This is a genomic window from Comamonas sp. F1-6 (genome assembly GCF_039581415.1).
GTDB lineage: Bacteria > Pseudomonadota > Gammaproteobacteria > Burkholderiales > Burkholderiaceae_C > Comamonas > Comamonas thiooxydans.
This window is the reverse complement of the sequence record NZ_JBCPWN010000004.1, coordinates 31,276-53,482: the sequence shown is the minus strand read 5'-3', so window position 1 is coordinate 53,482 and position 22,207 is coordinate 31,276. Positions and strand designations below refer to the sequence as shown.

The window sequence follows — 22,207 nt, the reverse complement described above, 5'->3', positions numbered from 1 at the left end:
AACAGCCGCGCTAGATACGCCACTGGCGCGCGGCCAGCTCTTTCATGATTTCCTCGGTGCCACCGCCAATCGTCAGGACCTTGACTTCGCGGTAGATGCGCTCGCTCAGCGTGCCGCGCATAAAGCCCATGCCACCCAGAATCTGCACCGCCGTATCGGCGCAGAACTGCATGGTCTGGGTGGCGTGGTTCTTGAGCACGCAGACCTCGCCCACCCAATCCGCACCGCTATCGCCGCCATCGGCACGTGCGCAGACGGCGTTGAGCCAGGCTTCGGTGCTGCGCAGGCGCTGCTGCATGTCCACCAGCTTGTGGCGTATGACCTGATGCTGATTGAGCGTCACGCCAAAGGTCTGGCGCTGCTGGGCCCAGGCTAGCGCCTCGTCATAGCAGGCCTGGGCAAAGCCCAGTGCACCACAGGCAATGCCCAGGCGCTCACCGTTGAAGTTCTGCATGATGGCGCGAAAACCCTCACCCTCGGCGCCGAGCAAATGGCTGGCCGGCACGCGCACACCATCAAATAACAGGTGGGCCGTGTCCGAGCATTGCCAGCCCATCTTGTGCAACGGGCTGCGTCTCAAACCCTTGCTGCCGCCAGGCACCAGGATCAGGGAAATGCCGGATGCACCTCTCTCCTCGCCCGTGCGCACTGCCACCGTGATCCAGTCCGCACGCATGCCCGAGGTGATGAAGGTCTTCTCGCCCTCGATCACATACTCGTGGCCATCGCGCCTGGCCCTGGTACGCAGCGCCGCTACGTCCGATCCGCCGCCGGGCTCGGTAATCGCCAGCGCCGCGATCTTGCGGCCCAGGAGCACATCGGGCACCACCTGCTGCTTGAGCGCATCGCTACCCAGAGCCACCACGGGCGGCAGGCCGATGTTGTGCGACAGCAAACTGGCCAGCACGCCCCCACTGCCGCCGTAGCGGCACAGCGCCAGCCACAGGGCTGCGCGCAGGCCATGTGTAGCCGCAGTACCACCGAGCTCCTCGGGGTAGCCGATGCCGAGCAGCCCCAGCTCGGCGGCCTGGCGATAGAGCTGGCGCGGGAACTCGCCCGCCTCGTCCCAGGCCGTGACATGGGGGGCGATTTGCTCGCGCGCAAAGCGACGCACCAGGTCATAGAGCATTTCGCGTTCAGCAGCATCCGTCATGCAGGACCTCCAGACATGGGCGCCAGCTTCAGCAGCACCTGACCCGGCGCCACCTGCTGGCCGGCATTGACCAGCACGGCCTCCACCCGACAGTCGGCCTTCACGCTCAGACTGTGCTCCAGCTTCATGGATTCGATGACCACGACCACATCGCCGGCCTTGAGCGCCTGCCCGGCCACCGCGCCCAGTTGCACCACACGGCCGTTGAACGGCGCGCGCAGTTCTGCAGTCTGGCCCGCTGCCGAAGCATTCTCCGGCGAGGCATAGCTTGCATCTTCGACCCACCAGTCCACGTCGCCCGCCTGCAGATGCCAGCGCGCCCCGCCCTGCCCGGCGGGCAGCTCCACGGCCTGCACGTTCTGGCTCAGGCCCGCAGCTCTCGCTCGCCAGCCATGGGCCAGCAACGCGTCGACCTGCAGCAGCGCAGGCTCGGCGCCGTGCCGCTGCAGCAGCCAGCTGTCTGCGGTCTCGGGCCGCAGCATCAGCTCCTGCGTCCGGCCTCGGTGCTGCAGCTTGCGCAACTGGGCATAGCTGCAAGCCAGCGGCCCCGGCCGTTGGCCCACGGCGCACAGCGCTCCCCAATGCTGGTGTGCCAGGACTTCCTTGTCCCGCAGCAGCTGCTGCAAGCGTGGCGCATCGCTCGCCAGATAGGAGATCAGAGCCTGACCCCGCCTGAACACCTCGTCGTTCAGGCACTCAATCAGAAAGGCGCGATTGGTCGGCAAGCCCAGCACCGTGAGCCGACCCAGCGCATGAATCAGCCGGTCGATGGCTTGCTCTCGCGTTGGCGCATGGACGATCAGCTTGCCCAGCATGGCGTCGTAATAGGGAGTGACTTCGCTGCCGGTGTGCAACGCGTGGTCAAAGCGCAGCGGCGCGCGACTGAAGACGGCGGCCTCGGGTGCCGAGAAATGCCGCACCACGCCGGTATGGGGCTGAAAGTTCTCGTCTTCGGCGCACAGCCGCACCTCGATGGCATGGCCGTCAAGCCGAACCTGCTGCTGCGTCAGCGGCAAGGCTTCGCCGCGCGCCACGCGAATCTGCCATTCGACCAGATCCAGACCAGTCAATGCCTCGGTCACAGGATGCTCGACCTGCAGTCTGGTATTCATCTCCATCAGATAGAACTGCCGGCCTTCGACCAGGAATTCCACCGTCCCAGCACCCACATAGCCTGCGGCCTTGGCCAGGGCCACGGCACAGATGCCCATCTGCTCACGCAGCTCGGCGTTGACGGCCGGACTGGGGGCTTCCTCGATGATCTTCTGGTGGCGACGCTGAACCGAGCAATCGCGCTCCCCCAGATGAATCACATGGCCATGCCCGTCCGCAAACACCTGCACCTCCACATGGCGCGGATGCATGACGGCACGCTCCACCAGCAAGTCACCGTTGCCGAAGCCAGCCAGAGCCTCCGAACGTGCGCTGTTCAGAGCGGCATGCAACTGGTTGGCACTTTCCACAAGCCGCATGCCTCGCCCCCCACCACCTGCCACGGCCTTGACCATGACGGGGTAGCCAATCATGGCGGCTTCATCGGCAAAGCGCGCGTCGCACTGGTCATCGCCTTCGTAGCCCGGCAGACAGGGCACGCCATGGGCCTTGGCCAGTTGCTTAGCTGCGGCCTTGCTGCCGAGCTGGCGAATCGCCGCCGGCGGCGGGCCAATCCAGATCAGGCCCGCTTCCTGGACGGCCTGGGCAAAGCCGGCATCCTCGCTGAGAAAGCCGTAGCCGGGGTGCACGGCATCGGCCCCTGTTGCCTTGGCGGCCGCCAGCAGCTTGTGCATGTCCAGATAGCTCTGTGCCGATGTCAGCCCGCCCAGTGCATAGGCCTGTGTGGACTGTTGCACATGGAGGCTTCCTGCATCCGCATCCGAGTACACCGCCACGGTATCTATGCCCATGCGCCTGGCCGTAGCCATGATGCGCAGCGCAATCTCGCCACGATTGGCAATCAGAATGCGCTTCATGATGTGCCTCCTGCCTTGCAGGTCCAGGGAGCGGGCTGCTTGCTGGAAAAGGCCTTGAGCCCCGCCCCCGCCTCAGCGCTGCGCAGTGCACTGGCAAAGGCCTGCGCGCCCTGGTTCAGCGATGTATCCAGACTTTGCCCGCCAATGGTTGCCAGCAATTTTTTGGTGGCTGCCACCGCCTGCGGTGCAGCCAGTGCGCAGATTTCAAGCTGATGCTGCAACTGCTCGCGCCAGTGGGCAGCGTCTGTGGCCTGGATCACGGTCTGCACCAGGCCGACCTCCTGCGCCTGGCTTGCGGACCAGCGCTGACCGCCCAGCAGCCATTGACGCCCAGAACCATCGCCCAGCCTGCGCAGCACAAACGGCGCGATCTGCGCGGGCACAATGCCCAGCGTCACCTCGGGTGTGGCAAAGACGGCCTGCTGATCCGCCACCACCCAGTCGGCCACGCAGACCAGCCCCACACCGCCGCCCATGGCTGCGCCCTGCACGGCAGCGATCAGCAACTGGGGCAGCTCTGCCAACTGCTGCAGCAGATGACCAAACTCGCGGTTGACCTGAACCAGCGGGTCCTGCGCGCCCGCAGGTAGCGGAGAGCCTATGCTGCTGGCAAAGCCTCCGAGGCTGCCGCCCGCACAGAAATGCCCGCCGTTGCCGCACAGCACGACCACGCGCAGCAGTGAATCCTTCTGCGCTCTCGCGGCGTGTTCGCGCAAGGCCCGCACCAGCTCGTCGGTCAGGGCATTGCGGGTTTGCGGCGAATTCAGCCGCCACCATTCCACAAAACCGTTGCCCAAGGGAAGACGTTCGATTTCAAGCACCTGAGTCATGCGCCGCTCCTCAGTGCGCCTGGCGCTTGATCAGCCCCATGGTCTTGCCGATGATGCCCAGCATGACCTCGTCGGCACCGCCGCCTATCGAGCCCAGACGCCCGTCGCGGTACAGGCGCGAGACGCGGTTGTCCCAGGTAAAACCCATGCCACCCCAGAACTGCAGACAGGTATCGGCCACTTCACGCGTCAGCCGCCCCGACTTCAGCTTCGCCATGCTGGCCAGTTGCAGCGCATCCTGGCCCGCCATATATATCTGAGCGGCACGATAGGTCAGTGCTCGCAGCGCCTCGACTTCGGTCTGCAGCTCTGCCAGCTTGAACTGCACCCATTGCTGATCGATCAGGGTGCTGCCGAACATCTGCCGCTGCTGTGCCCACTCTATGGTCTGCTGAATGCAGTCCTCCATGGCGAGCAGGCCGCTGGCCGAGGCCCAGAGCCGCTCCTCCTGAAACTGCTGCATCTGATAGATGAAGCCCTGCCCCTCCTGCCCAACCAGATAGCGCTGCGGCACGCGTACCTCGTCAAAGAACAGCAGGCCCGTGTCCGAGGAGTTCATGCCGATCTTGCGCAGCTTCTGCGCCACTTCCACGCCCCTGGTCAGCTTGCCGCGCGGGCCCTCCCGCAGCGGCACCATGATGAGACTTTTGTTCTTGTGCACCGGTCCATCACCGGTGTTGACCAGCATGCACATCCAGTCCGCCTGAATGCTGTTGGTGATCCACATCTTCTGGCCGCTGATGATGTAGTCATCGCCATCCTTGCGGGCATGGCTTTTGATGCCCGACACATCGCTGCCCGCACCGGGCTCGCTCACGCCTATGCAGCCCACCATATCGCCCGCGATGGCGGGCGCCAGAAACTGATCGCGCAAGGCGTCGCTGCCAAAGCGTGCCAGTGCGGGCGTGCACATATCGGTCTGCACGCCAATGGCCATGGGCACACCGCCGCAGCGGATATGACCCAGTGTCTCGGCCATCATCAGGCTGTAAGAGTAATCCAGCCCCGCGCCGCCATAGGCTTCTGGCTTGGTCAGGCCCAGCAGGCCCAGATCGCCCAGCCCCTTGAAGACCTGGTGAGCGGGAAAGATTTCCTCTTCCTCCCATGCGTCGACATAGGGATTGATCTTCTCGTCGATATAGCGCTTGAGGGTCTTGCGCACTTCCAGATGTTCATGGGTCCATTGCATGGCTTGTCTCCGTCGAGTTCTGTTTGGAAGAAATGGGGGAAGAGGCGCGGCACTACATGCGTGCGACCCCGAACTGCATGGGGCGCACCGTGCGCTGCTGCGCTTCGTGCAAGGTCTGCAGGCAGAAGGAGAGCACTGCGCGCGTGTCGCGCGGATCGATCACGCCGTCATCCAGCAGCAAGCCGCTGGTGACCAGCGCATCGGCCTGGGCTTCGAACATGGCCACGATCTGGTCGTACTGCTTTTGCATCAGCTCGGCATCGACGGGCAAGCCCTTGCGTGCCATGGCGGCCTCGGTGACCTGGCGCATGGTGCTGGCCGCCTGCTCGCCGCCCATCACCGCCGTCTTGGCACCGGGCCAGCTGAAAAGAAAGCGCGGCGCATAGCCGCGGCCGCACATTCCGTAGTTGCCCGCACCGAAGCTGGCCCCGCACTGAATAGTGATCTGCGGCACGGTGGCATTGGTCACGGCCTGGATCATCTTGCTGCCGTGCTTGATCATGCCGGCCTGCTCGCTGTCCTTGCCCACCATATAGCCCGTGGTGTTCTGCAGATAGATGATGGGATGACCGAGCTGGCACATCCATTGGATGAAATGCGCAGCCTTGTTGGCACCAGCCACATCGATGGGACCGTTGTTGGAGATCAGGCCCACGGCATGGCCTCCGATATGCGCCTGCGCACACAGCGTGGCCGCACCGTAGCCGGACTTGAACAGCAGCAGCTCGGAACCATCGACCAGCCGCGCCATGACTTCGTGCATATCCACTGGCTCGCGATGGTGCGCCGGCATCAGCCCCAAGAGCTCATCGGCCTCGTAACGCGGCTCGACGATTCCTGAACCGGCAGCCTCCCGTTTGGATATATCAAGCGCTTCAGGCCTTTTCCACTGGGACAGCTGAGACACCACGGCGCGTGCCATGCCCAGGGCTTGGCGGTCGTCCTCCGCGAGATACTCGCCCAGCCCCGAGACACTGGTGTGCATCTCGGCACCACCCAGCTCTTCCTCGGTCGCAATTTCACCGGTCGCCGCCTTGAGCAAGGGCGGTCCAGCCAGAAAGGCACGCGAGCGACCGCGCACCATGATGACCACATCCGACAACCCCGGCATATAGGCACCGCCAGCCGTGCCCGAGCCATGCTGCACGGTGATGACAGGCAAACCTGCGGCCGACAACCGCGCCAGGTTGCGAAACAAGGCACCGCCCATCACAAAGCCCTCGACGCGGTAGCGCATGAGATTGGCGCCTGCACTCTCCACCAAATGAATAAAGGGCAGCTTGCTCTGCAGCGCGATCTCTTGCACGCGCAGCATCTTGTCCAGGCCTTTTTCCTGGATGGCTCCCGCCTCGATGCCCGAGTCGCTGGCCACGACCATGCAGCGCACGCCGCTGACAAAGCCAATGCCGGCCAGCATGCCGCCGCCGGGCACGGATTTTTCAGGGTCTGCCCTGTCCTGCAGATAGCCTGCCAGTGAGCACAGCGGCAACCAGGGGGCACCCGGGTCCAGCAGCAAGGCCACGCGCTCGCGCGGCAGCAACTGGCCACGCTTTTCAAACTGCGGCTTGGAGCGTTGCGATGCCTGCGCGGCGCGCTGCTCCAGCTCACGCAGCGCGGCGATGCGCGCCAGCGTAGCGGCCCGGCGCTGCTGCGCCTGCTCGCCAGCTGCATTCCATTGCGATGCAAAGACGCTCATGACTGAAACACCTTGGGAGTCTGGTAGAGAGAAAAGCCGTCAAATGCACGCACTGCGCCGCGTTGCTGCACCTCGGCACTGGCGGCCACCGGCCCCATGCCCATGCGCACCTGGGGACGGGCGCCATCGACGCGCAGCACCGTGCCGCTGATGAAACTGGCTGCGGGACTGAGCAAAAACACGATGGAGGCGGAAACCTCGGCCTCGTTACCAAAGCGCCCCGCCGGCACGGTAGCGGGCATCTTGCGCAACATGGCAGCCGCTTCGGGTGGATAGTGATCCATGCCGCTGGAGGCGATGTAGCCGGGTGCGATGGCATTCACACGCACGCCATGGGGCGCCCATTCCGCAGCCGCCGTCTCGGTAAGGCTGACCATGCCTGCGCGCGCCGCGCCGCTGTGCCCCATGCCCGGCATGGAGCCCCACATATCGGCCACCATATTGACGATGGAGCCGCCATGCTCTGCCATGTATTGCACAAAGCATTCGCGCGCCATGAGGAAGCCTCCTGTGAGGTTGGTGTCCAGCACGGCCTGCCAGCCCTTGGCTCCGATGCTGGCCAGGGGCGCAATGTATTGCCCACCCGCGTTATTGACCAGGGCATCGATGCGCCCGTGGCGGGCCAGAACCTCGGCCACCAGCGCTTTGACGGCAGCCTCATCCCGTATATCCGCTCCGTGCCGGCTGACTCTGTCTGCCGGTACTCCGGCCTGCTGCAACTCGGCTTGGACAGCAACCAGCTTGTCCTGATTACGTCCCACCAGGGCAACTGTGGCGCCCAAGGATGCCAGCTCGTGCGCAACACAGCGGCCGATGCCCGAGCCGCTACCGGTCACCACAACCACCTGCCCCGCAAACAATGCGGCACGGAATACGGATTGGTACATCAACGCTCTCCAATGAATAAAGCCAGGGCTTGCTCGGTAAGCTCATCCAGCGTCAGCCCCCGGCCCTCGGTAAACCATTGAGCCGTCCAGTTCAATGCGCCAAAGATCAGCAGTCGCGCGATTTCGGGACGGGCCTTGAGCTTGCCCGTGCGGTGCAGCGCCTGCAGTGCAGGCATCCACTGCGCCTCGTATTCGTCTTTTTGCGCCCCCACATCCACACGCTGCTCCTCGCTGAGCAGCCGCCATTCGTAAAGCATCACGGGGATGAAGTCGCTCTCGCCGCCGACCATGATTTGCAGATGATTGCGCACCAGAGCGCTCAGTCGTTCCACGCCGTTGGCACGTGCCCCCAGTGCTTGCAGCGCAGCGTTCTGACTCACCGCAGCCTGAGTCATTCCATCCTGCATCACCGCGTGCAGAATGGCTTCCTTGCTCTCAAAAAAATAGAAGATAGACCCCGACTGCATACCTGCAGCGGCGGCGATGTCACGGGTGCTGGTGCCGTGAAATCCGCGCTGCCTGAACAGCTGCGCCGCGACCTTCACCAGCTCGCCACGACGCATGCTTTCATTGCGCTCATCGGCCGACTTCGGAGGCCTGCCGCGACCGCGCTTTTTTACTATGACTGCTTCATGACTTGTTTGCATGAGACGCAGCATATCGGCCTTTGTTATTTTTACCAATCATTTGCTTTGTAAAAATAACTAGGGCTTGTACGCAAGGGTTTTCAAGCAGTCAGCTCTCGACCCGCCTGGCACGGTAAAGACCGGGCGAGCTGCCCGTCCAGCCCTTGAATGCACGCTGAAACGCCGCTGCGTCGGCAAACCCCAGGTCTGCCGCCAGCTCCGTAAAACTGACTTTGCTGGTTCCCAGTCGGGAGACCGCGATATCTCGGCGAAGCTCATCCTTGATGGCTTGAAAGGAGGTGCCCGCAGCAGCCAGCTTGCGCTGCAGCGTGGGGGCCGACATGTTCAGCTCGGCGGCCGTAGCTTCCAGCCCCGCCCATCGCGGACGCGACTGCAGCAAATGAGAATGCACGCGGGCATCCACACCTTCTCCGGTACGCGGCGGCATGATGGCCGCCGCCGGCCAGCTGGCCACAAAGGTCTGCAACGCCTGCTCGTCACGACTGCAAACACGCGCGAGCTTGCGCGCATCGAACCAGAATGCCGAAAACGGCAAACCGAAATGCAAAGGCGCCGGAAAGGTATCGCCATAGTCGTTGGCGTAATCAGGCTGCCCGAAGGCAAAGTCAAAGTGCTGCACCTTGAGCGTACCGCCCATCAGCCAGGCAGTAAGCCGCCACAGCACGCGCAGGGAAAACTCATAGAGGAAATTGGGCAAGGGCTCATCGCCCACAGGGCGCAGCACAATGCCCGCCAGCGCTCCATCACGCACCAGTTGCACATCCACCTGATCCTGCAGCAGCACATGGGCCTGGCACATGCGTTGCAACGCAGTCTCCATCCCGTGCCCTGAAAGGGCCTGACGCGCAATCAGCTCCAGACTGCCACGCTTGAGCGGTCTGGAGAACTGGCACATGGCCTCATCCCCCAGCATCTCCACCACTCGCCACATCAGCGCCACATACTGGTCTGCCGTGACTCTGGCGCCGTCCTGCGCCAGCAGCAAAGGGGCTATGCCGGCACGCAGCAGCAGCTCCTCGCAGTCATGCCCGTGTCTTCTTACCCCGGCAGCAATACCCCGCACCAGCGCCATGGAGATCGTGAAAGGAACGATGGAAGCAGCAGCCATGAACAGATCACCTTGAGGTCTTTTGACATACGAAAGATGCGCTCGGCAATGGGTTTGCGCATCGGTAATTCCTACGATGGATCTCATTGCCCAGCACCTGTTTGCCACTTTCCCAAGGAGCCCCCATGAGTCGCGATGTGTATGTTGCCGGCGTAGGCATGATTCCATTTGCCAAGCCCGGAAAGAGTGATCCCTACTTCCAGATGGGCTCCAGCGCCACGTCCCTGGCGCTGGCAGATGCAGGCCTCGCGTATGACGCAGTGCAGCAAGCCTATGTGGGCTATGTCTACGGTGACTCCACCGCCGGTCAGAGAGCGCTGTATGAGGTGGGCATGTCCGGCATTCCCATCATCAATGTCAACAACAACTGCTCCACCGGCTCCACCGCACTGTTCCTGGCACGTCAAGCCGTGGCCAGCGGCGCTGCCGACTGTGTGCTGGCTCTGGGGTTCGAGCAGATGACCCCTGGCGCACTGGGCTCGGTCTTTAGCGACCGGCCCAGCCCCTTTGACCGATTCGAAGCGGAAACCGATGCCCTGGTCGGCGACAACGGCGTTCCGCTGGCCCTGCGCTACTTCGGCGGAGCAGGCAAGGCACATATGGACCAGTACGGCACGCAGCTTTCCACCTTTGCCAAGATCCGTGCCAAGGCCAGCCGCCATGCAGCGCGCAATCCCCTGGCCCTGTTCCGCACCGAGGTGTCAGAGGAGGAGGTCATGGCCTCTCCCGTGATGTGGCCGGGCGTCATGACCCGACTCATGGCCTGCCCACCTACCTGCGGCGCGGCGGCGGCCCTGCTGGTGTCCGAAGCCTATGCGCTCAAGCATGGCCTGGACCACAGCGTGCGCATCCGCGCCCAATCCATGACCACGGACAGCCCCAAGACCTTCGAGGCCCATGATATGCGCGAAGTGGTGGGCTTCAGCATGGCTCAGGACGCTGCCCGTCAGGTCTATGAACAGGCCGGCATCAGCCCCCAGGACGTTGATGTAGTGGAGCTGCACGACTGCTTTGCACAAAACGAATTGCTGACCTACGAGGCTCTGGGCCTGTGCCCTGTGGGCGGTGCGGAAAAATTTGTCTGCGACGGCGACAACACCTACGGCGGCAAGTTTGTGACCAATCCATCGGGCGGTCTGCTATCCAAGGGACACCCGCTGGGCGCCACCGGTCTTGCCCAGTGCACAGAATTGGTACAACAGCTGCGCGGCCGGGCCGATCAGCGCCAGGTTGCCAATGCCCGCCTGGCGCTGCAGCACAACCTCGGCCTCGGTGGCGCCTGTGTGGTCACCCTCTACGAGCGCGTCTGAAGGAGCGGCCAATGATTGACACCCAATGGATAGGGCATGACCTGCCCCCTTCTGAGCTCAGCCTGGACCGCAGCCGCCTGCGCTTCTTTGCCAAGGCCATCGGTGAAAACAACGCCGTCTATACCGACCTGGAGGCCGCCCGCGCAGCGGGCTACCCGGACCTGCCCGTGCCCCCCACCTTTTTGTTTGCGGCGGAGATGGACAGCGGCGCGTCCGACCTGCTCCTGCAAACCCTGAACATCCCGATCGCCAAGATCCTGCATGGCGAGCAGAGCTTTTGCTATCACCGGAGCGCCTGCGCCGGAGACCGCATCACGGTGCAGTCCAGGATCGATGACATCTACAGCAAGAAGAACGGCGCACTGGAATTTGTCGTGAAGTCATCGCGCGCCATCAATCAGAACAACGAGCTGGTGGCCGAGATGCGCTCCGTCATCGTGGTTCGCAACTAGAAAGGACCGGCAATGAACATCCCTCGCTACGACAAGGTCCAGGTTGGAGATGCACTGCCGACCCTCGACCTGCCCCCGATCAGCCGCACCACGCTGGCCCTGTTTGCCGGAGCCTCGGGCGACCACAACCCGATTCATATCGACACCGACTTCGCGCGCAAGGCCGGCATGCCTGATGTGTTTGCCCACGGCATGCTGGGCATGGCCTGGCTGGGGCGACTGCTGACCAACTGGGCGCCGCAATCCAGGCTGCACCGTTTCGACGTACGCTTTCAGGGCATTACCCATCTGGCCAATGCGATCTCGTGCACGGGCCGCGTTATGGAAAAACGAGATGCGGACCGCAGCGTCCGGGTCGAGGTGCAAAGCAGCAACCAGCATGGCCAGACCAAGATCGCGGGCGATGCCTGGATCAGCCTGCCCTGAGAACGTATTGATTCGCCCAAGGAGACAGCAATGACAAGAAAACTCGACGGCAAGGTAGCCCTGGTTTCAGGATCGGGCCGCGGCATAGGCCGCAGCATCGCCCTCAAGCTGGCCAGCGAAGGCGCACGCCTGGTCATCAACGACCTCGATGCCGAACCCGCCAATGAAACCCTGGCCCTGATACGCGAGATGGGCGGCGAGGCCGTTGCCTGCGTGGGCAATGTCACCCACACCGACTTTGCCGAGCGCTTTGTCGGCGCCGCCGTCCAGCAGTACCAGGGATTGGACATCATCGTCAACAACGCCGGCTACACCTGGGACAACGTCATCCAGAAGATGAGCGACGAGCAGTGGTACGCCATTCTCGACTGCCATCTGACCGCCCCGTTTCGCATACTGCGTGCGGCTCAGCCCGTCATCAAGGCCTTTTCCAAGGCCGAGCTGGAAGCTGGCCAGCGCGTCATGCGCAAGGTGGTCAATATCTCCTCGGTGGCGGGCCTGTTCGGCAATGCGGGCCAGACCAACTACTCCGTGGCCAAGGCCGGAATCACGGGCATGACCATGACGCTGGCCAAAGAGTGGGGACGCATGAACGTCAATGTGAACTGCGTGGCATTCGGACTCATCAAGACCAGGCTGACCAACTCCGCCGCCAATGGCGAGACGGCCCACATCGAAGGCCGCGACATCAAGGTAGGCGTGAACCCCGGCCTGATGGCAGCCATGGAACAGACGATTCCCCTGGGTCGCGCTGGCACGCCCGACGAAGCGGCGGGTGCGGTCTACCTCTTTTGCCAACCTGAGTCGAACTACATCAGCGGCCAGACCTTGATGTGTACCGGCGGCCTGACCGGGGTCTGAACATGCTGCTGCCCAAACCCTTTCAACATGCCTGGATGAATGCAGATATCGATGCTTTCAGAGAGCAGGTGCGCCGCTACATAGTGCGCGAACTGACACCCCATGTACCCGCCTGGCGCGCTCAGGGCTATGTGCCGCGCGAGATCTGGAGCGGCTTTGGCGCGCATGGCTTTCTGCTGCCCGAGATGGACGAGCAATGGGGCGGCGGTGGCGGCAATCTGGCCTACCAGTTGGTGGTTCAGGAAGAGCTGACCAAGGCCGAAGTACATGCCATCACCAGCGTGCACACCATCGCCTCGCACTACCTGCTGGCCTATGGAACTGAAGAACAAAAGCAGCGCTGGTTGCCCAGGCTTTGCAGCGGCGAATTGCTGGCCGGCATTGCCATGACCGAACCCAGCGTGGGCTCCGACCTCAAGGCCATGCGCACACGGGCCCAGCGCGATGGCGAGCACTACGTTATCAATGGCTCCAAGACCTTCATCACCAATGGCTACACGGCCAATTTGCTGGTGGTGGCCGTGCGCACCGGAGATGCCGGAAGCGGCGGCGTATCGCTGGTAGTGCTGGAGACGGAAAACCTGCCCGGCTTTCGCGTGGGTCGCAGGCTAGGCAAGATCGGCCAGCATATTTCGGACACCGCCGAGCTGTTCTTTGAAGACCTGCGCATACCCGCCAGCCACCTGCTGGGAGGCACCGAGGGGCAAGGCTTCAAGCAGCTGATGAGCCAATTGCCCTATGAACGCATGCTACTGGGGGTCAGCGCCGCTGCAGCCATCGAGATGGCTGTTGCACTGACCGTGGACTACACCCAGCAACGCAAGGCATTCGGCCAGACGATTGCAGATTTCCAGAACACGCGCTTCAAGCTGGCCGAATGCGCCACCACGGCCCATGTGGTGCGCAGCTTTGTCAACGACTGCATACAGCGCCTGCTCGACGGCACTCTGGATAACGAGGCCGCCTATATGGCCAAGTGGTGGTGCAGCGAGCAGCAGTGCAAGGTGATGGATGAATGCCTGCAGCTGTTCGGCGGCTACGGGTATATGGAGGAATATCCCATCGCGCGGCTGTACACCGATGCCCGGATCCAGAAGATCTACGGAGGCGCTAACGAAATCATGAAGGACCTGATCGCCAGACGCCTTTTCGCCCAATAGCTCTCGCATTGATCGCTTTCTCTGTTTCAAGAAAGGCCAGTCATGTATCTCACGCAAAGCTTGCGTCGCGCCGTGCAGCAGACGCCTCATGCCACAGCCAGCATCTACAACGGTCGCAAACGCAGTTTTGCGCAGCTAGGGGAGCGAGTCGCCCGCTTCGCCGGTGCGCTGCAAGCGCTGGGCACCCAGGCCGGGGACCGGGTCGGGATTCTGAGCCTCAACTCAGACTGGTATCTGGAGTACTACATGGCCTGCTACTGGGCAGGCGTGGCCGTCAATCCCATCAATATCCGCTGGAGCGCCAACGAGATCGCCTACTCCCTCGATGATTGCGACACCCGCATTCTGCTGGTGGATGACAGTTTTGCGCCTTTGACACCGGAACTCCTCAAGCTATCCCGCTCTCTGCAAACGCTGATCCACCTGGGCGATGGTCCTGCCCCGCAGAACATGCTCTCCTATGAAGCGCTGGTGGCAGACAGCAGCCCGGTTGAAGACGCCATGCGCAACGGCGACGATCTGGCCGGCGTCTTCTATACCGGTGGCACCACGGGCTCCCCCAAGGGGGTCATGCTCTGCCATCGCAATCTCTATACCAATGCCATCTCGAGCGTGTCGTCACAGATCGTGCGCGCAGGCAGCATTGGCCTGCACGCAGCCCCCATGTTCCATCTGGCTGACGGTGCGTTCATGAATGCCCTGTTCGCCGCAGGCGGCTGCCATGTCATGGTGCCGCGCTTCGATCCTCTCGCGGTACTGCAGGCCATCGCCAGCACCGGCGTGACCGATACGCTGCTGGTGCCCACCATGATTCAAATGCTGGTGGACCACCCCGATCTGCACAAATATGATCTGAAGTCGCTGCGTCAGATGGCTTATGGAGCCTCACCCATCTCCGAGGGCCTGCTGGACCGGGCCATGCGGACCATCCCCGACGTGGATTTTGTGCAGGCCTATGGCATGACGGAGGTATCCCCCATCGCCACCATTCTTTCCCCCGAGATGCACCGCGAACCAGGCCGGGCCAAGGGCCGCCACCGCAGCGCCGGACGCGCCACGGCCTGCACCGAGGTGCGCATCGTCGATCCCGAAGGGCGAGAGGTGCCGCGTGGCGAGGTCGGTGAGATTGCGGTTCGGGGCCCCGGAGTGATGCTGGGCTACTGGAACAAGCCTGCCGAAACCGAAGCCGCCATCCGTGATGGCTGGATGCATACGGGCGATGGCGGCCGCATGGATGACGAAGGCTACGTCTTTGTCGTGGACCGCATCAAGGACATGATCATTACCGGTGGCGAGAACGTCTACAGCATTGAGGTGGAGAGCGTTATTGCCACCCATCCTGCCGTGGCCTCGTGCGCCGTCATAGGCATTCCCCATGAACATTGGGGCGAGCAGGTCCATGTCTTCATCGTGCTTAAGCCCGGACAGAGCCTGGAAGCCCAGGAGCTGATCCATTTCTGCAAGGAGCGCATCGCCGGCTACAAATGTCCCCGTGATGTTTCCTTTGTCGAGGCCATGCCGCTATCCGGTGCAGGCAAGATCCTCAAGACCAGCTTGCGGGCCCCGTTCTGGGCCCATCATGAAAGAAAGGCCACCTGATGTCTGATCTGGTTCTCTGGGAAGTTCGCAACGGCGTAGGTCATATGGTTCTGAACCAGCCCGAGCGGGGCAACGTGATCAGTACGGCCATGGCTCACAACCTGAAGGCGGTGGTAGGGCTGGCCTGCAACACGGATATCGGTGCCCTGCTCATTTCCGCAAGCGGTAAGCAATTCTGCGTCGGGGGTGATATCAGCGAGTTTGGCGAACATCGCGAGCGACTGGCACCGCTGATCGGCGCCATGCTTGATCTGCTCAACCCTGTCATGCATCAGCTGGCCAGCTTGCCGCTGCCAGTCATCAGTGCCGTGCAAGGCCCTGTCGGAGGTGGCGGCATCGGGCTCGCACTGTGTGCGGACCTGGTACTGGCCAGCCGTCACATGTTTTTGCGCGGCGGGTACTCCGCCATCGGCCTGAGCCCGGATCTTGGTGTATCGGGCTATCTCACCCGCCGTGCCGGTGCTGCCAGGGCCAAATACATTCTGATGAGCAACCGCGCTGTCGCGGCCGAGGACTGTCTGCGCATGGGCCTGGTCGACGAGCTGCACGAGCCCGAACAGCTGCTGGCGGCGGCAACCGCGCTGGCCGAAGAGCTTGCCGGCGGCCCCACAAACTCCTTGGCGGGCATCAAAAGCCTCTGTGACTCGGCACATCGGCAAGATCTTCAGCAGCAACTGGGTGCCGAGCGCGAAGCCATGCTGGGCTGCGCCCGCTCCGGCAACAGCCTCGAAGGCGTGACTGCCTTTTTGCAAAAGCGCAAGCCCGTGTTTCAGCGTCGCTGAATCGTTTGCCTGTTTTTTAGGCGCAACAGGCAAAGCCTTGCCAGTCAAGGCTTTGCGCATTTATTCCGATATTTACCCACAGGCCAGACCACATGTTCTGGGGATAAGCACGAAGCTGGTGTGTAATTGCCGACATGCCCCGATTGATTGCACCCAGCAAGGACGAAAGTGCCCTGCTCCCTCCGTTTCTGGAATTGCCCGAACATGCAATCCACATACCGCAGTCCGAAACCGAATTTGAAGCCGCCTTCAAGGCCATGAATGCCGAGCCCGTGCTCGGCTTTGACACTGAAAGCAAACCCATCTTCAATATTGGCCAGCAAGACAGCGGCCCTCATCTGGTGCAGCTTGCCACGGCCAGTCAGGTCTGGCTACTGCAACTGCATAGGCCCATGGCTCTGGAAGTGTCGCGCATGGTGCTGGCTGCAGAACATATCTGCAAGGTCGGCTTCGGGCTCGATAACGATAAACACTCCCTGCCCCGCAGGCTGGGGGCGCCGCTGATCAATATTCAGGATCTGGACAGCCGCTTCAAGCGGCTCGGCTATGGCCCATCAGTGGGTGTGCGCGCCGCCGCGGCGCTGGTGCTCCAGCAAAGCTTTCGCAAGTCCAAGCGCACCACCACCTCCAACTGGGCTGCCACAGAACTCAGCCCGGCCCAGCGACGTTATGCCGCCAATGACGCCCATGCTCCGGTCGTGATCTATGCCCGCCTTCCCGCCTGGGAAAGCACACAACCAGTCCTTCCCCGACGCGGCCCCAGGAGTCCGAGGTCGTAAACGTTCAGCCCTCAGATCGCGAAAAGAAGCCAATCGTCAAAGCACCATAAGCTCTGCGCCCGACAGCGGGATTCAGGCAATCATTCTCCATTGCAGCTCGCTCTCGTCCTGCGCAGAGCTCATGACACAATCCCGCCCTGCCTTCTTGGCCTGGTATAGCAGCGCATCGGCCCGAGCCAGTGCCTGCTCGAAATCCTGTGCGGAACTGAGTGCAGCAATGCCAAAACTGGCTGTTACCTTGAGTTGCGCAGCCAATCCTCCGAGCACCTGGCTTTGCAAGCGCTCACGCACACGCTCCACAATGGCTTGCGCTTCGAACAGCTGTACTCGCGAGAGCAGCAAGACAAACTCCTCTCCGCCGAAGCGGGCAACCAGATCGCAGTCTCTGACCTGCTGAGTCAGCAACTGTGCCAGTTGCTGTAGCACCTGATCGCCGGCCGCATGGCCCCAGTTGTCGTTGATGTATTTGAAATGATCGATGTCCACGGCAACCACGGCCCAGGGCACCAGCCGCTGATCGGCCAAGCGCGACTCTGCGGCCTCCATGAAGGCGCGGCGATTGAGCAGGCGCGTCAAAGAGTCACGGTTGCGCTCTTCGCGCAATGTCGTCATCACATCCCTGACCGAGCAGGCCAGCAATCCAACGGCAAACCACATCGCAAACAGAAGCGCTATGGCCTGGGTGAGCAACCAGTATCCAGATCGGGTCAGCTCCTGCACTTCGTGAACGGGCAACAGACTTACGGCCGCCGGCCTGAACAAGGCATAACAGACGTTGAGCCCATAGGCCCAGCGCACGCCACGCTCCAGCCAGTCCTTTGACGAATCGGCCTTGAGAAACGCCGGCATGGCCAGGGTCAGCTGCAAGGCCATGGCCAGAGCCAGGCACTGCACGCGGACCCATAAATCATTCTCGATCCGGGAAAAATAGAACAGCACGGACAGGGCGACGACAGCGATCAACAGGCCGCCGGCCACGCTTGCCCCTGCCGACCCCAGCCGCAAGGACATGCCCTGCGCCAGCGACCAGGTTCCCAGCAAATACAGGCATGCCGTCATCAGGGCGAAATGACTCAGTTGCGCATTGCTCATCAGGCTTTGCGCAGCCAGAGCTGTCGCGAGCAGCACATAACCGCCCACCAGCCAGAGCAGGAACAGCGCACGCGGCTGTCGGCGCTGCACATACCAGCAAGCCAACAAGGCAAACCCGAACAACACCACGCAAGCCGGCGCAATCAAGGCAAAGTACAAATCTGCAGGCTGGCCCAATTTAGGTTCTCCGCGCAGGAAACTGTGAATTCAACGTCGTCCATTCTCCGGCGAGAAGTATCTCCAATATTCCAATACAGCGCTCGCTTTCACTCTGGCATAAGCACATAGCCATTAGGTCGTTCTCCTGAGTCGGCGTCCTGCCCATAATCAATGACGCCAAAGCTCTGGCTGTGGCGTTCGAATAACTTGCCAAAGAGACACACACATGCGCATAGAGACACTCGCCGTACATGCCGGCTATTCCCCCGACCCCACCACCAAGGCTGTGGCCGTGCCCATCTACCAGACGGTGGCCTACGCGTTTGACAGCGCCCAGCATGGCGCCGATCTGTTTGATCTGAAGGTCCCGGGCAATATCTACACGCGCATCATGAATCCCACCACCGACGTGCTGGAAAAGCGCGTCGCGGCGCTCGAAGGCGGCATTGCAGCGCTGGCCGTGGCATCGGGCATGGCAGCCATCACCGCCGCCATCCAGACCCTGGCCGAAACGGGTGACAACATCGTGTCGGCCAGCACGCTCTACGGCGGCACCTACAACCTGTTTGCCCACACCTTCCCGCAGCAAGGCATCGAGGTGCGCTTTGCCGATCCACGCGACCCGGCCAGCTTCGGCAAGCTGATCGACGCCAGGACCAAGGCGGTATTCATCGAGTCCATCGGTAACCCTCTGGGCAATGTGACCGATATCCGCGCTCTGGCCGCTGTGGCCCACCGGCACGGCGTGCCGCTGATCGTCGACAACACCGTGCCCTCTCCCTATCTGCTGCGCCCGTTCGAACATGGCGCTGACATCGTCGTGCATTCGCTGACCAAATACCTGGGCGGCCACGGCACCAGCGTTGGCGGGGCGATCGTGGACAGCGGCAAGTTCCCCTGGGCGGAGCACAAGGCCCGCTTCAAGCGCCTGAACGAACCCGACGTCAGCTACCATGGCGTTGTCTATACCGAGGCCCTTGGCCCCGCCGCATTCATAGGCCGCGCCCGCGTCGTGCCGCTGCGCAACATGGGCGCCGCCATCTCGCCGCAGAACGCCTTCCAGATTCTGCAAGGCATCGAAACCCTGGCCCTGCGCATGGACCGCATCTGCGAAAACACGCAGAAGATTGCAGAAACGCTGCAAAAACACTCCAAAGTGGAATGGGTGCGCTATGCAGGCCTGAAAGACCACCCCGACCACGCCATCGTGCAAAAACAGTCTGGCGGCCGCGCATCGGGCATTCTGTCGTTCAGCCTCAAGGGCAGCGAAGGCCGTGCGGCCGGTGCGCGTTTCCTGGACGCCTTGCAGCTGTTCACGCGCCTGGTCAATATCGGCGATGCCAAGTCGCTGGCCACCCACCCTGCTTCAACCACGCACCGTCAGCTGGATACGGACGAACTGGCCAAGGCCGGCGTGACCGAAGGCATGGTGCGCCTGTCCGTGGGCATCGAGCATATTGACGATCTGCTGGCCGACCTGAACCAGGCGTTGGAACAGGTCTGAAGCGGGCTGAGACTCCGGCGCGCGACTTCAGGCATCGCGCGCCAGCCGCAGCCCCGTCATCTGCCATCGAGCCGTTGCGGGAAAGAAGTTGCGATAGGTCAGCCGCGCATGACCGGCAGGCGTGAGGCAGGAACCTCCGCGCAGCACATACTGGTTGACCATGAATTTTCCGTTGTACTCCCCCACGGCACCCTCGGCCACGCGAAAGCCCGGGTAGGCGGCATAGGACGAATGCGTCCACTCCCAGACCTGGCCAGTTGCCACCCCATGATGAGCGCCCGAGACTTCAGGATGCAGGCTGGCATGACCCACTGACGAGGACACAGGCCAGTCATGCGCACCCATTGCCACCTCCCACTCCATCTCCGTCGGCAGGCGCGCACCGGCCCAGCGCGCATAGGCATCAGCCTCGAAATAGGAGATATGGCAGACAGGCCTCAGCGCATGCAGAGCCGTCACGCCATACAGGCTGAACTCCTGCCAGCCCGCATCACCCGCAGCATCCTCAGCTTGCCTCCAGTACCAGGGGTGGCTCAGTTGCTGGGCCTGGCACCAGTCCCAGCCCTCGGCCAACCACCATTGAGGCTGGCTGTAGCCGCCGTCCAGCACAAAGCGCAGAAACTCGCCATTGCTCACGGGCCTCGATGCAATCTGCGCTGCTTGCACATAGACACTGTGCCTGGGCATTTCATTGTCAAACGCAAAGCTGCCGCCGCCATGACCTATGCTGTAGATGCCTGCCTCAAGTGGCAGCCATGTGAGATCAGCATAGGCCTGCACGCAATTCTCCTCTGCCACCCCATCTGACGCATAAGCAGGCCAGAGCGGGTGACAAGAAAGCAAATGCTTGATATCGGTGAGCATCAACTCCTGATGCTGCTGCTCGTGCTGCAAGCCCAATGCGACGAGCTGAGCAACGACCTGCTGCGTCGTCGGACTTTTCTCTTTCATGGCGGCCATCAGCGCCAGCATCTGCTCATCCACCACAGCGCGATAGGCCATGACCTGCGCCAGAGCCGGTCTGGTCAGCAAGCCCCGCTGGGCTCTGGGATGGCGTTCACCCACCTGCTGGTAGTAGGAGTTGAACAGCATGCGAAAACTGCCGTCAAAAGCCTGATGCCCTGGCTGGTGCACGGCCAGTACAAAGGTTTCAAAGAACCAGCTGGTATGGGCCAGATGCCATTTGGCAGGACTGGCGTCCGGCATGGATTGCACGCAGGCGTCTTCTGCAGACAAGGGCGCAGCCAGCTTTTGCGTGCAGGCCCTCACCCGCTCGAACTGCTGCGCCAGCACTATCCAGTCCCTGGCAGCAGGTGCCATGAAAAATGGCCGCACCATGGTTTCAGGCTTGGGCATGAATGACGGCAAACCATTGCTGCTCATCGGTCCAGACCCTGGGTTCGGCAAATCCCGCGCATGCCAGCATGGAGAGGAAATCGGACAGCGGGTATTTGTAGCTGTTCTCCGTATGGATGGTCTCGCCCTGAGCAAAATAGCGCAGGCCCTGAGGCCAGCACACCATGACGGGGCGACGGGCGCGCAAATGCATCTCTATGCGCGATGTCCGACTGTCGAAGCGCGCCTCATGCGTCCAGTCCTGAAGATTGAAATCGCTGCCCAGCAGACGGTTCACATGATTGAGCACATTGAGATTGAATTCGGCTGTGACGCCCTGCTCATCGTCGTAAGCGGCTATCAGAACCGGTACCGGCTTGGGCAGATCAATGCCAATCAGCAGCCCGCCGTCGCCCCCCAGAAGTGAATGCATATGTCCGAGCATATGCAAAGCCTGCTGCGTATCGAAGTTGCCGATCGAGGAGCCAGGATAGAACAGCTCACGCCGTGTCTGTGGCACGCCTGAAGGCAAATGCCAGTCCCCCGTGAAATCCGCCGCAACCGCACGAGCCGTAAGTCGCGGGAAGTCATGCTCCAGCCTGGCCACAGCGGCCTGCAGAAACTCGACCGCAATATCCACTCCCAGAAACTGCTGCGGCCCCACGCTGCGGCACAGGCGTCGCACTTTTTCGCAATTGCCCGCTCCCAGCTCTATCAACACCTGGCAACCCGCCATGGCCTCGGCTATTTCAGGTTCGAACCGGGTCATGATGGCAGCCTCGGTTCTTGTGGGGTAGTACTCGGGCAGCTCGGTTATCTGCTCAAACAGGGCGCAGCCATGCGCGTCATATAGGAACTTGGGAGAAATCTGCGCCTGCCGCTGCATCAGCCCCTGCGCCAGCTCATAGCGCAGATGCGTCGGGGGGGCATACGCGTCCATGAAGCTGCAACCCTCGTCCTGAAGCGGTGGAGGTCTCAACGAGGACGCCAGAGGCAATGGAATGCGCCCTGCGCGTGATGCAAACTCTATCGATGCTGCCTGCCTGTCCGGTGTCGCGCGCATGCTGATCCTCCTGATGAGCTGATCGCGCGATGCAGCCATTGCCCGCGCCATCACTGCCAAGCCTGCTTTAGAACGTGCTTACCGCGTTGGAGTGCAAGGAGATCGTAAACACGTTCTTAGGCCCTCAGCCTAGCGCGGCCGGCAATCGGCAGAAGTAGGACTGAAGCCAGCGATCCTTTTACTGCATGCGCATGCAGCAATGCTG

Annotated in this window: 20 protein-coding genes; 9 read left to right on the top strand and 11 right to left on the bottom strand. The window is 62.2% G+C overall.

What is annotated here, in order from left to right; genetic code table 11:
* Positions 1 to 10: 10 nt before the first annotated feature.
* The 8 genes from AAIL66_RS05565 to AAIL66_RS05530 all read right to left on the bottom strand — a co-directional run bounded on the left by AAIL66_RS05565 (position 11) and on the right by AAIL66_RS05530 (position 9,480).
* Positions 11 to 1,153 (bottom strand): acyl-CoA dehydrogenase family protein, encoded by a 1,143-nt coding sequence (locus tag AAIL66_RS05565; protein ID WP_034383739.1) that lies wholly within the window; start codon positions 1,151 to 1,153, stop codon positions 11 to 13.
* Positions 1,150 to 3,123 carry a biotin carboxylase N-terminal domain-containing protein gene (locus AAIL66_RS05560; RefSeq protein ID WP_343496204.1) on the bottom strand — a complete coding sequence of 658 codons (1,974 nt, stop codon included), beginning with the start codon at positions 3,121 to 3,123 and terminating at the stop codon, positions 1,150 to 1,152. Before AAIL66_RS05560 ends, AAIL66_RS05565 begins: the two co-directional genes overlap by 4 nt.
* On the bottom strand, positions 3,120 to 3,953 hold the full coding sequence (locus tag AAIL66_RS05555; RefSeq protein WP_343496203.1) for an enoyl-CoA hydratase/isomerase family protein: 834 nt from the start codon (positions 3,951 to 3,953) through the stop codon (positions 3,120 to 3,122). The genes AAIL66_RS05560 and AAIL66_RS05555 overlap by 4 nt, the downstream gene beginning before the upstream one ends.
* Before the next feature lie 10 nt (positions 3,954 to 3,963).
* Positions 3,964 to 5,142: an acyl-CoA dehydrogenase family protein gene (locus tag AAIL66_RS05550; protein ID WP_034394149.1), complete on the bottom strand. Its 1,179-nt coding sequence runs from the start codon at positions 5,140 to 5,142 to the stop codon at positions 3,964 to 3,966.
* Positions 5,143 to 5,194: 52 nt separating this feature from the next.
* Positions 5,195 to 6,838: a carboxyl transferase domain-containing protein gene (locus tag AAIL66_RS05545; RefSeq protein ID WP_343496202.1), complete on the bottom strand. Its 1,644-nt coding sequence runs from the start codon at positions 6,836 to 6,838 to the stop codon at positions 5,195 to 5,197.
* On the bottom strand, positions 6,835 to 7,725 hold the full coding sequence (locus tag AAIL66_RS05540) for an SDR family oxidoreductase (protein WP_034351693.1): 891 nt from the start codon (positions 7,723 to 7,725) through the stop codon (positions 6,835 to 6,837). The genes AAIL66_RS05545 and AAIL66_RS05540 overlap by 4 nt, the downstream gene beginning before the upstream one ends.
* The gene (locus AAIL66_RS05535; protein ID WP_241781268.1) at positions 7,725 to 8,372 is read right to left on the bottom strand and encodes a TetR/AcrR family transcriptional regulator; all 648 of its coding nucleotides are present in this window, start codon (positions 8,370 to 8,372) and stop codon (positions 7,725 to 7,727) included. The genes AAIL66_RS05540 and AAIL66_RS05535 overlap by 1 nt, the downstream gene beginning before the upstream one ends.
* 88 nt (positions 8,373 to 8,460) lie before the next feature.
* Positions 8,461 to 9,480 carry an AraC family transcriptional regulator gene (locus AAIL66_RS05530; protein ID WP_034407720.1) on the bottom strand — a complete coding sequence of 340 codons (1,020 nt, stop codon included), beginning with the start codon at positions 9,478 to 9,480 and terminating at the stop codon, positions 8,461 to 8,463.
* A gap of 125 nt (positions 9,481 to 9,605) precedes the next feature.
* On the opposite strand from AAIL66_RS05530, the gene AAIL66_RS05525 reads away from it, so the two are divergent.
* From AAIL66_RS05525 to AAIL66_RS05490, 8 genes are all read left to right on the top strand, one after another.
* Positions 9,606 to 10,790, top strand: coding sequence for a lipid-transfer protein (locus AAIL66_RS05525; protein WP_034407718.1), 1,185 nt, complete (start codon positions 9,606 to 9,608; stop codon positions 10,788 to 10,790).
* Between the two features lie 11 nt (positions 10,791 to 10,801).
* Complete coding sequence (locus AAIL66_RS05520) at positions 10,802 to 11,242, top strand: MaoC family dehydratase N-terminal domain-containing protein (protein ID WP_045839105.1); 441 nt, start codon at positions 10,802 to 10,804, stop codon at positions 11,240 to 11,242.
* 12 nt (positions 11,243 to 11,254) lie between these two features.
* Complete coding sequence (locus tag AAIL66_RS05515) at positions 11,255 to 11,668, top strand: MaoC family dehydratase (protein WP_034351685.1); 414 nt, start codon at positions 11,255 to 11,257, stop codon at positions 11,666 to 11,668.
* A 30-nt stretch (positions 11,669 to 11,698) separates the two neighbouring features.
* A complete protein-coding gene (locus AAIL66_RS05510) occupies positions 11,699 to 12,529 on the top strand; it encodes an SDR family oxidoreductase (protein WP_343496201.1) in 831 nt (276 codons plus the stop codon).
* 2 nt (positions 12,530 to 12,531) lie between these two features.
* Positions 12,532 to 13,689 (top strand): acyl-CoA dehydrogenase family protein, encoded by a 1,158-nt coding sequence (locus AAIL66_RS05505; protein WP_080747246.1) that lies wholly within the window; start codon positions 12,532 to 12,534, stop codon positions 13,687 to 13,689.
* A 42-nt stretch (positions 13,690 to 13,731) separates the two neighbouring features.
* Positions 13,732 to 15,288 (top strand): long-chain fatty acid--CoA ligase, encoded by a 1,557-nt coding sequence (locus AAIL66_RS05500; protein WP_045839106.1) that lies wholly within the window; start codon positions 13,732 to 13,734, stop codon positions 15,286 to 15,288.
* Positions 15,288 to 16,070, top strand: coding sequence for an enoyl-CoA hydratase-related protein (locus AAIL66_RS05495; protein ID WP_045839107.1), 783 nt, complete (start codon positions 15,288 to 15,290; stop codon positions 16,068 to 16,070). The genes AAIL66_RS05500 and AAIL66_RS05495 overlap by 1 nt, the downstream gene beginning before the upstream one ends.
* A gap of 134 nt (positions 16,071 to 16,204) precedes the next feature.
* On the top strand, positions 16,205 to 16,849 hold the full coding sequence (locus AAIL66_RS05490) for a 3'-5' exonuclease (RefSeq protein WP_034351677.1): 645 nt from the start codon (positions 16,205 to 16,207) through the stop codon (positions 16,847 to 16,849).
* Positions 16,850 to 16,921: 72 nt separating this feature from the next.
* On the opposite strand, the gene AAIL66_RS05485 is transcribed toward AAIL66_RS05490, so the two are convergent.
* The gene (locus AAIL66_RS05485) at positions 16,922 to 18,118 is read right to left on the bottom strand and encodes a GGDEF domain-containing protein (protein ID WP_034351676.1); all 1,197 of its coding nucleotides are present in this window, start codon (positions 18,116 to 18,118) and stop codon (positions 16,922 to 16,924) included.
* Between the two features lie 208 nt (positions 18,119 to 18,326).
* On the opposite strand from AAIL66_RS05485, the gene AAIL66_RS05480 reads away from it, so the two are divergent.
* On the top strand, positions 18,327 to 19,604 hold the full coding sequence (locus tag AAIL66_RS05480; protein WP_343496200.1) for an aminotransferase class V-fold PLP-dependent enzyme: 1,278 nt from the start codon (positions 18,327 to 18,329) through the stop codon (positions 19,602 to 19,604).
* A gap of 27 nt (positions 19,605 to 19,631) precedes the next feature.
* Here the strand turns inward: AAIL66_RS05480 and egtB are convergent, their stop codons facing one another.
* Complete coding sequence (gene egtB, locus AAIL66_RS05475; protein WP_343496199.1) at positions 19,632 to 20,960, bottom strand: ergothioneine biosynthesis protein EgtB; 1,329 nt, start codon at positions 20,958 to 20,960, stop codon at positions 19,632 to 19,634.
* Complete coding sequence (gene egtD / locus AAIL66_RS05470) at positions 20,947 to 21,879, bottom strand: L-histidine N(alpha)-methyltransferase (protein ID WP_343496198.1); 933 nt, start codon at positions 21,877 to 21,879, stop codon at positions 20,947 to 20,949. The genes egtB and egtD overlap by 14 nt, the downstream gene beginning before the upstream one ends.
* Positions 21,880 to 22,207 lie beyond the last annotated feature (328 nt).

Bases quoted from the DNA above. Each gene is read 5' to 3' on its own strand.
- AAIL66_RS05565 (WP_034383739.1), bottom strand. From the start codon at position 1,153: ATGACGGATGCTGCTGAACGCGAAATGCTCTATGACCTGGTGCGTCGC.
- AAIL66_RS05500 (WP_045839106.1), top strand. From the start codon at position 13,732: ATGTATCTCACGCAAAGCTTGCGTCGCGCCGTGCAGCAGACGCCTCAT.
- AAIL66_RS05510 (WP_343496201.1), top strand. From the start codon at position 11,699: ATGACAAGAAAACTCGACGGCAAGGTAGCCCTGGTTTCAGGATCGGGC.
- egtB (WP_343496199.1), bottom strand. From the start codon at position 20,960: ATGCCCAAGCCTGAAACCATGGTGCGGCCATTTTTCATGGCACCTGCT.
- AAIL66_RS05545 (WP_343496202.1), bottom strand. From the start codon at position 6,838: ATGAGCGTCTTTGCATCGCAATGGAATGCAGCTGGCGAGCAGGCGCAG.
- AAIL66_RS05535 (WP_241781268.1), bottom strand. From the start codon at position 8,372: ATGCAAACAAGTCATGAAGCAGTCATAGTAAAAAAGCGCGGTCGCGGC.
- egtD (WP_343496198.1), bottom strand. From the start codon at position 21,879: ATGGACGCGTATGCCCCCCCGACGCATCTGCGCTATGAGCTGGCGCAG.
- AAIL66_RS05540 (WP_034351693.1), bottom strand. From the start codon at position 7,725: ATGTACCAATCCGTATTCCGTGCCGCATTGTTTGCGGGGCAGGTGGTT.
- AAIL66_RS05495 (WP_045839107.1), top strand. From the start codon at position 15,288: ATGTCTGATCTGGTTCTCTGGGAAGTTCGCAACGGCGTAGGTCATATG.
- AAIL66_RS05560 (WP_343496204.1), bottom strand. From the start codon at position 3,123: ATGAAGCGCATTCTGATTGCCAATCGTGGCGAGATTGCGCTGCGCATC.
- AAIL66_RS05530 (WP_034407720.1), bottom strand. From the start codon at position 9,480: ATGGCTGCTGCTTCCATCGTTCCTTTCACGATCTCCATGGCGCTGGTG.
- AAIL66_RS05505 (WP_080747246.1), top strand. From the start codon at position 12,532: ATGCTGCTGCCCAAACCCTTTCAACATGCCTGGATGAATGCAGATATC.
- AAIL66_RS05550 (WP_034394149.1), bottom strand. From the start codon at position 5,142: ATGCAATGGACCCATGAACATCTGGAAGTGCGCAAGACCCTCAAGCGC.
- AAIL66_RS05525 (WP_034407718.1), top strand. From the start codon at position 9,606: ATGAGTCGCGATGTGTATGTTGCCGGCGTAGGCATGATTCCATTTGCC.
- AAIL66_RS05490 (WP_034351677.1), top strand. From the start codon at position 16,205: ATGCCCCGATTGATTGCACCCAGCAAGGACGAAAGTGCCCTGCTCCCT.
- AAIL66_RS05480 (WP_343496200.1), top strand. From the start codon at position 18,327: ATGCGCATAGAGACACTCGCCGTACATGCCGGCTATTCCCCCGACCCC.
- AAIL66_RS05555 (WP_343496203.1), bottom strand. From the start codon at position 3,953: ATGACTCAGGTGCTTGAAATCGAACGTCTTCCCTTGGGCAACGGTTTT.
- AAIL66_RS05515 (WP_034351685.1), top strand. From the start codon at position 11,255: ATGAACATCCCTCGCTACGACAAGGTCCAGGTTGGAGATGCACTGCCG.
- AAIL66_RS05520 (WP_045839105.1), top strand. From the start codon at position 10,802: ATGATTGACACCCAATGGATAGGGCATGACCTGCCCCCTTCTGAGCTC.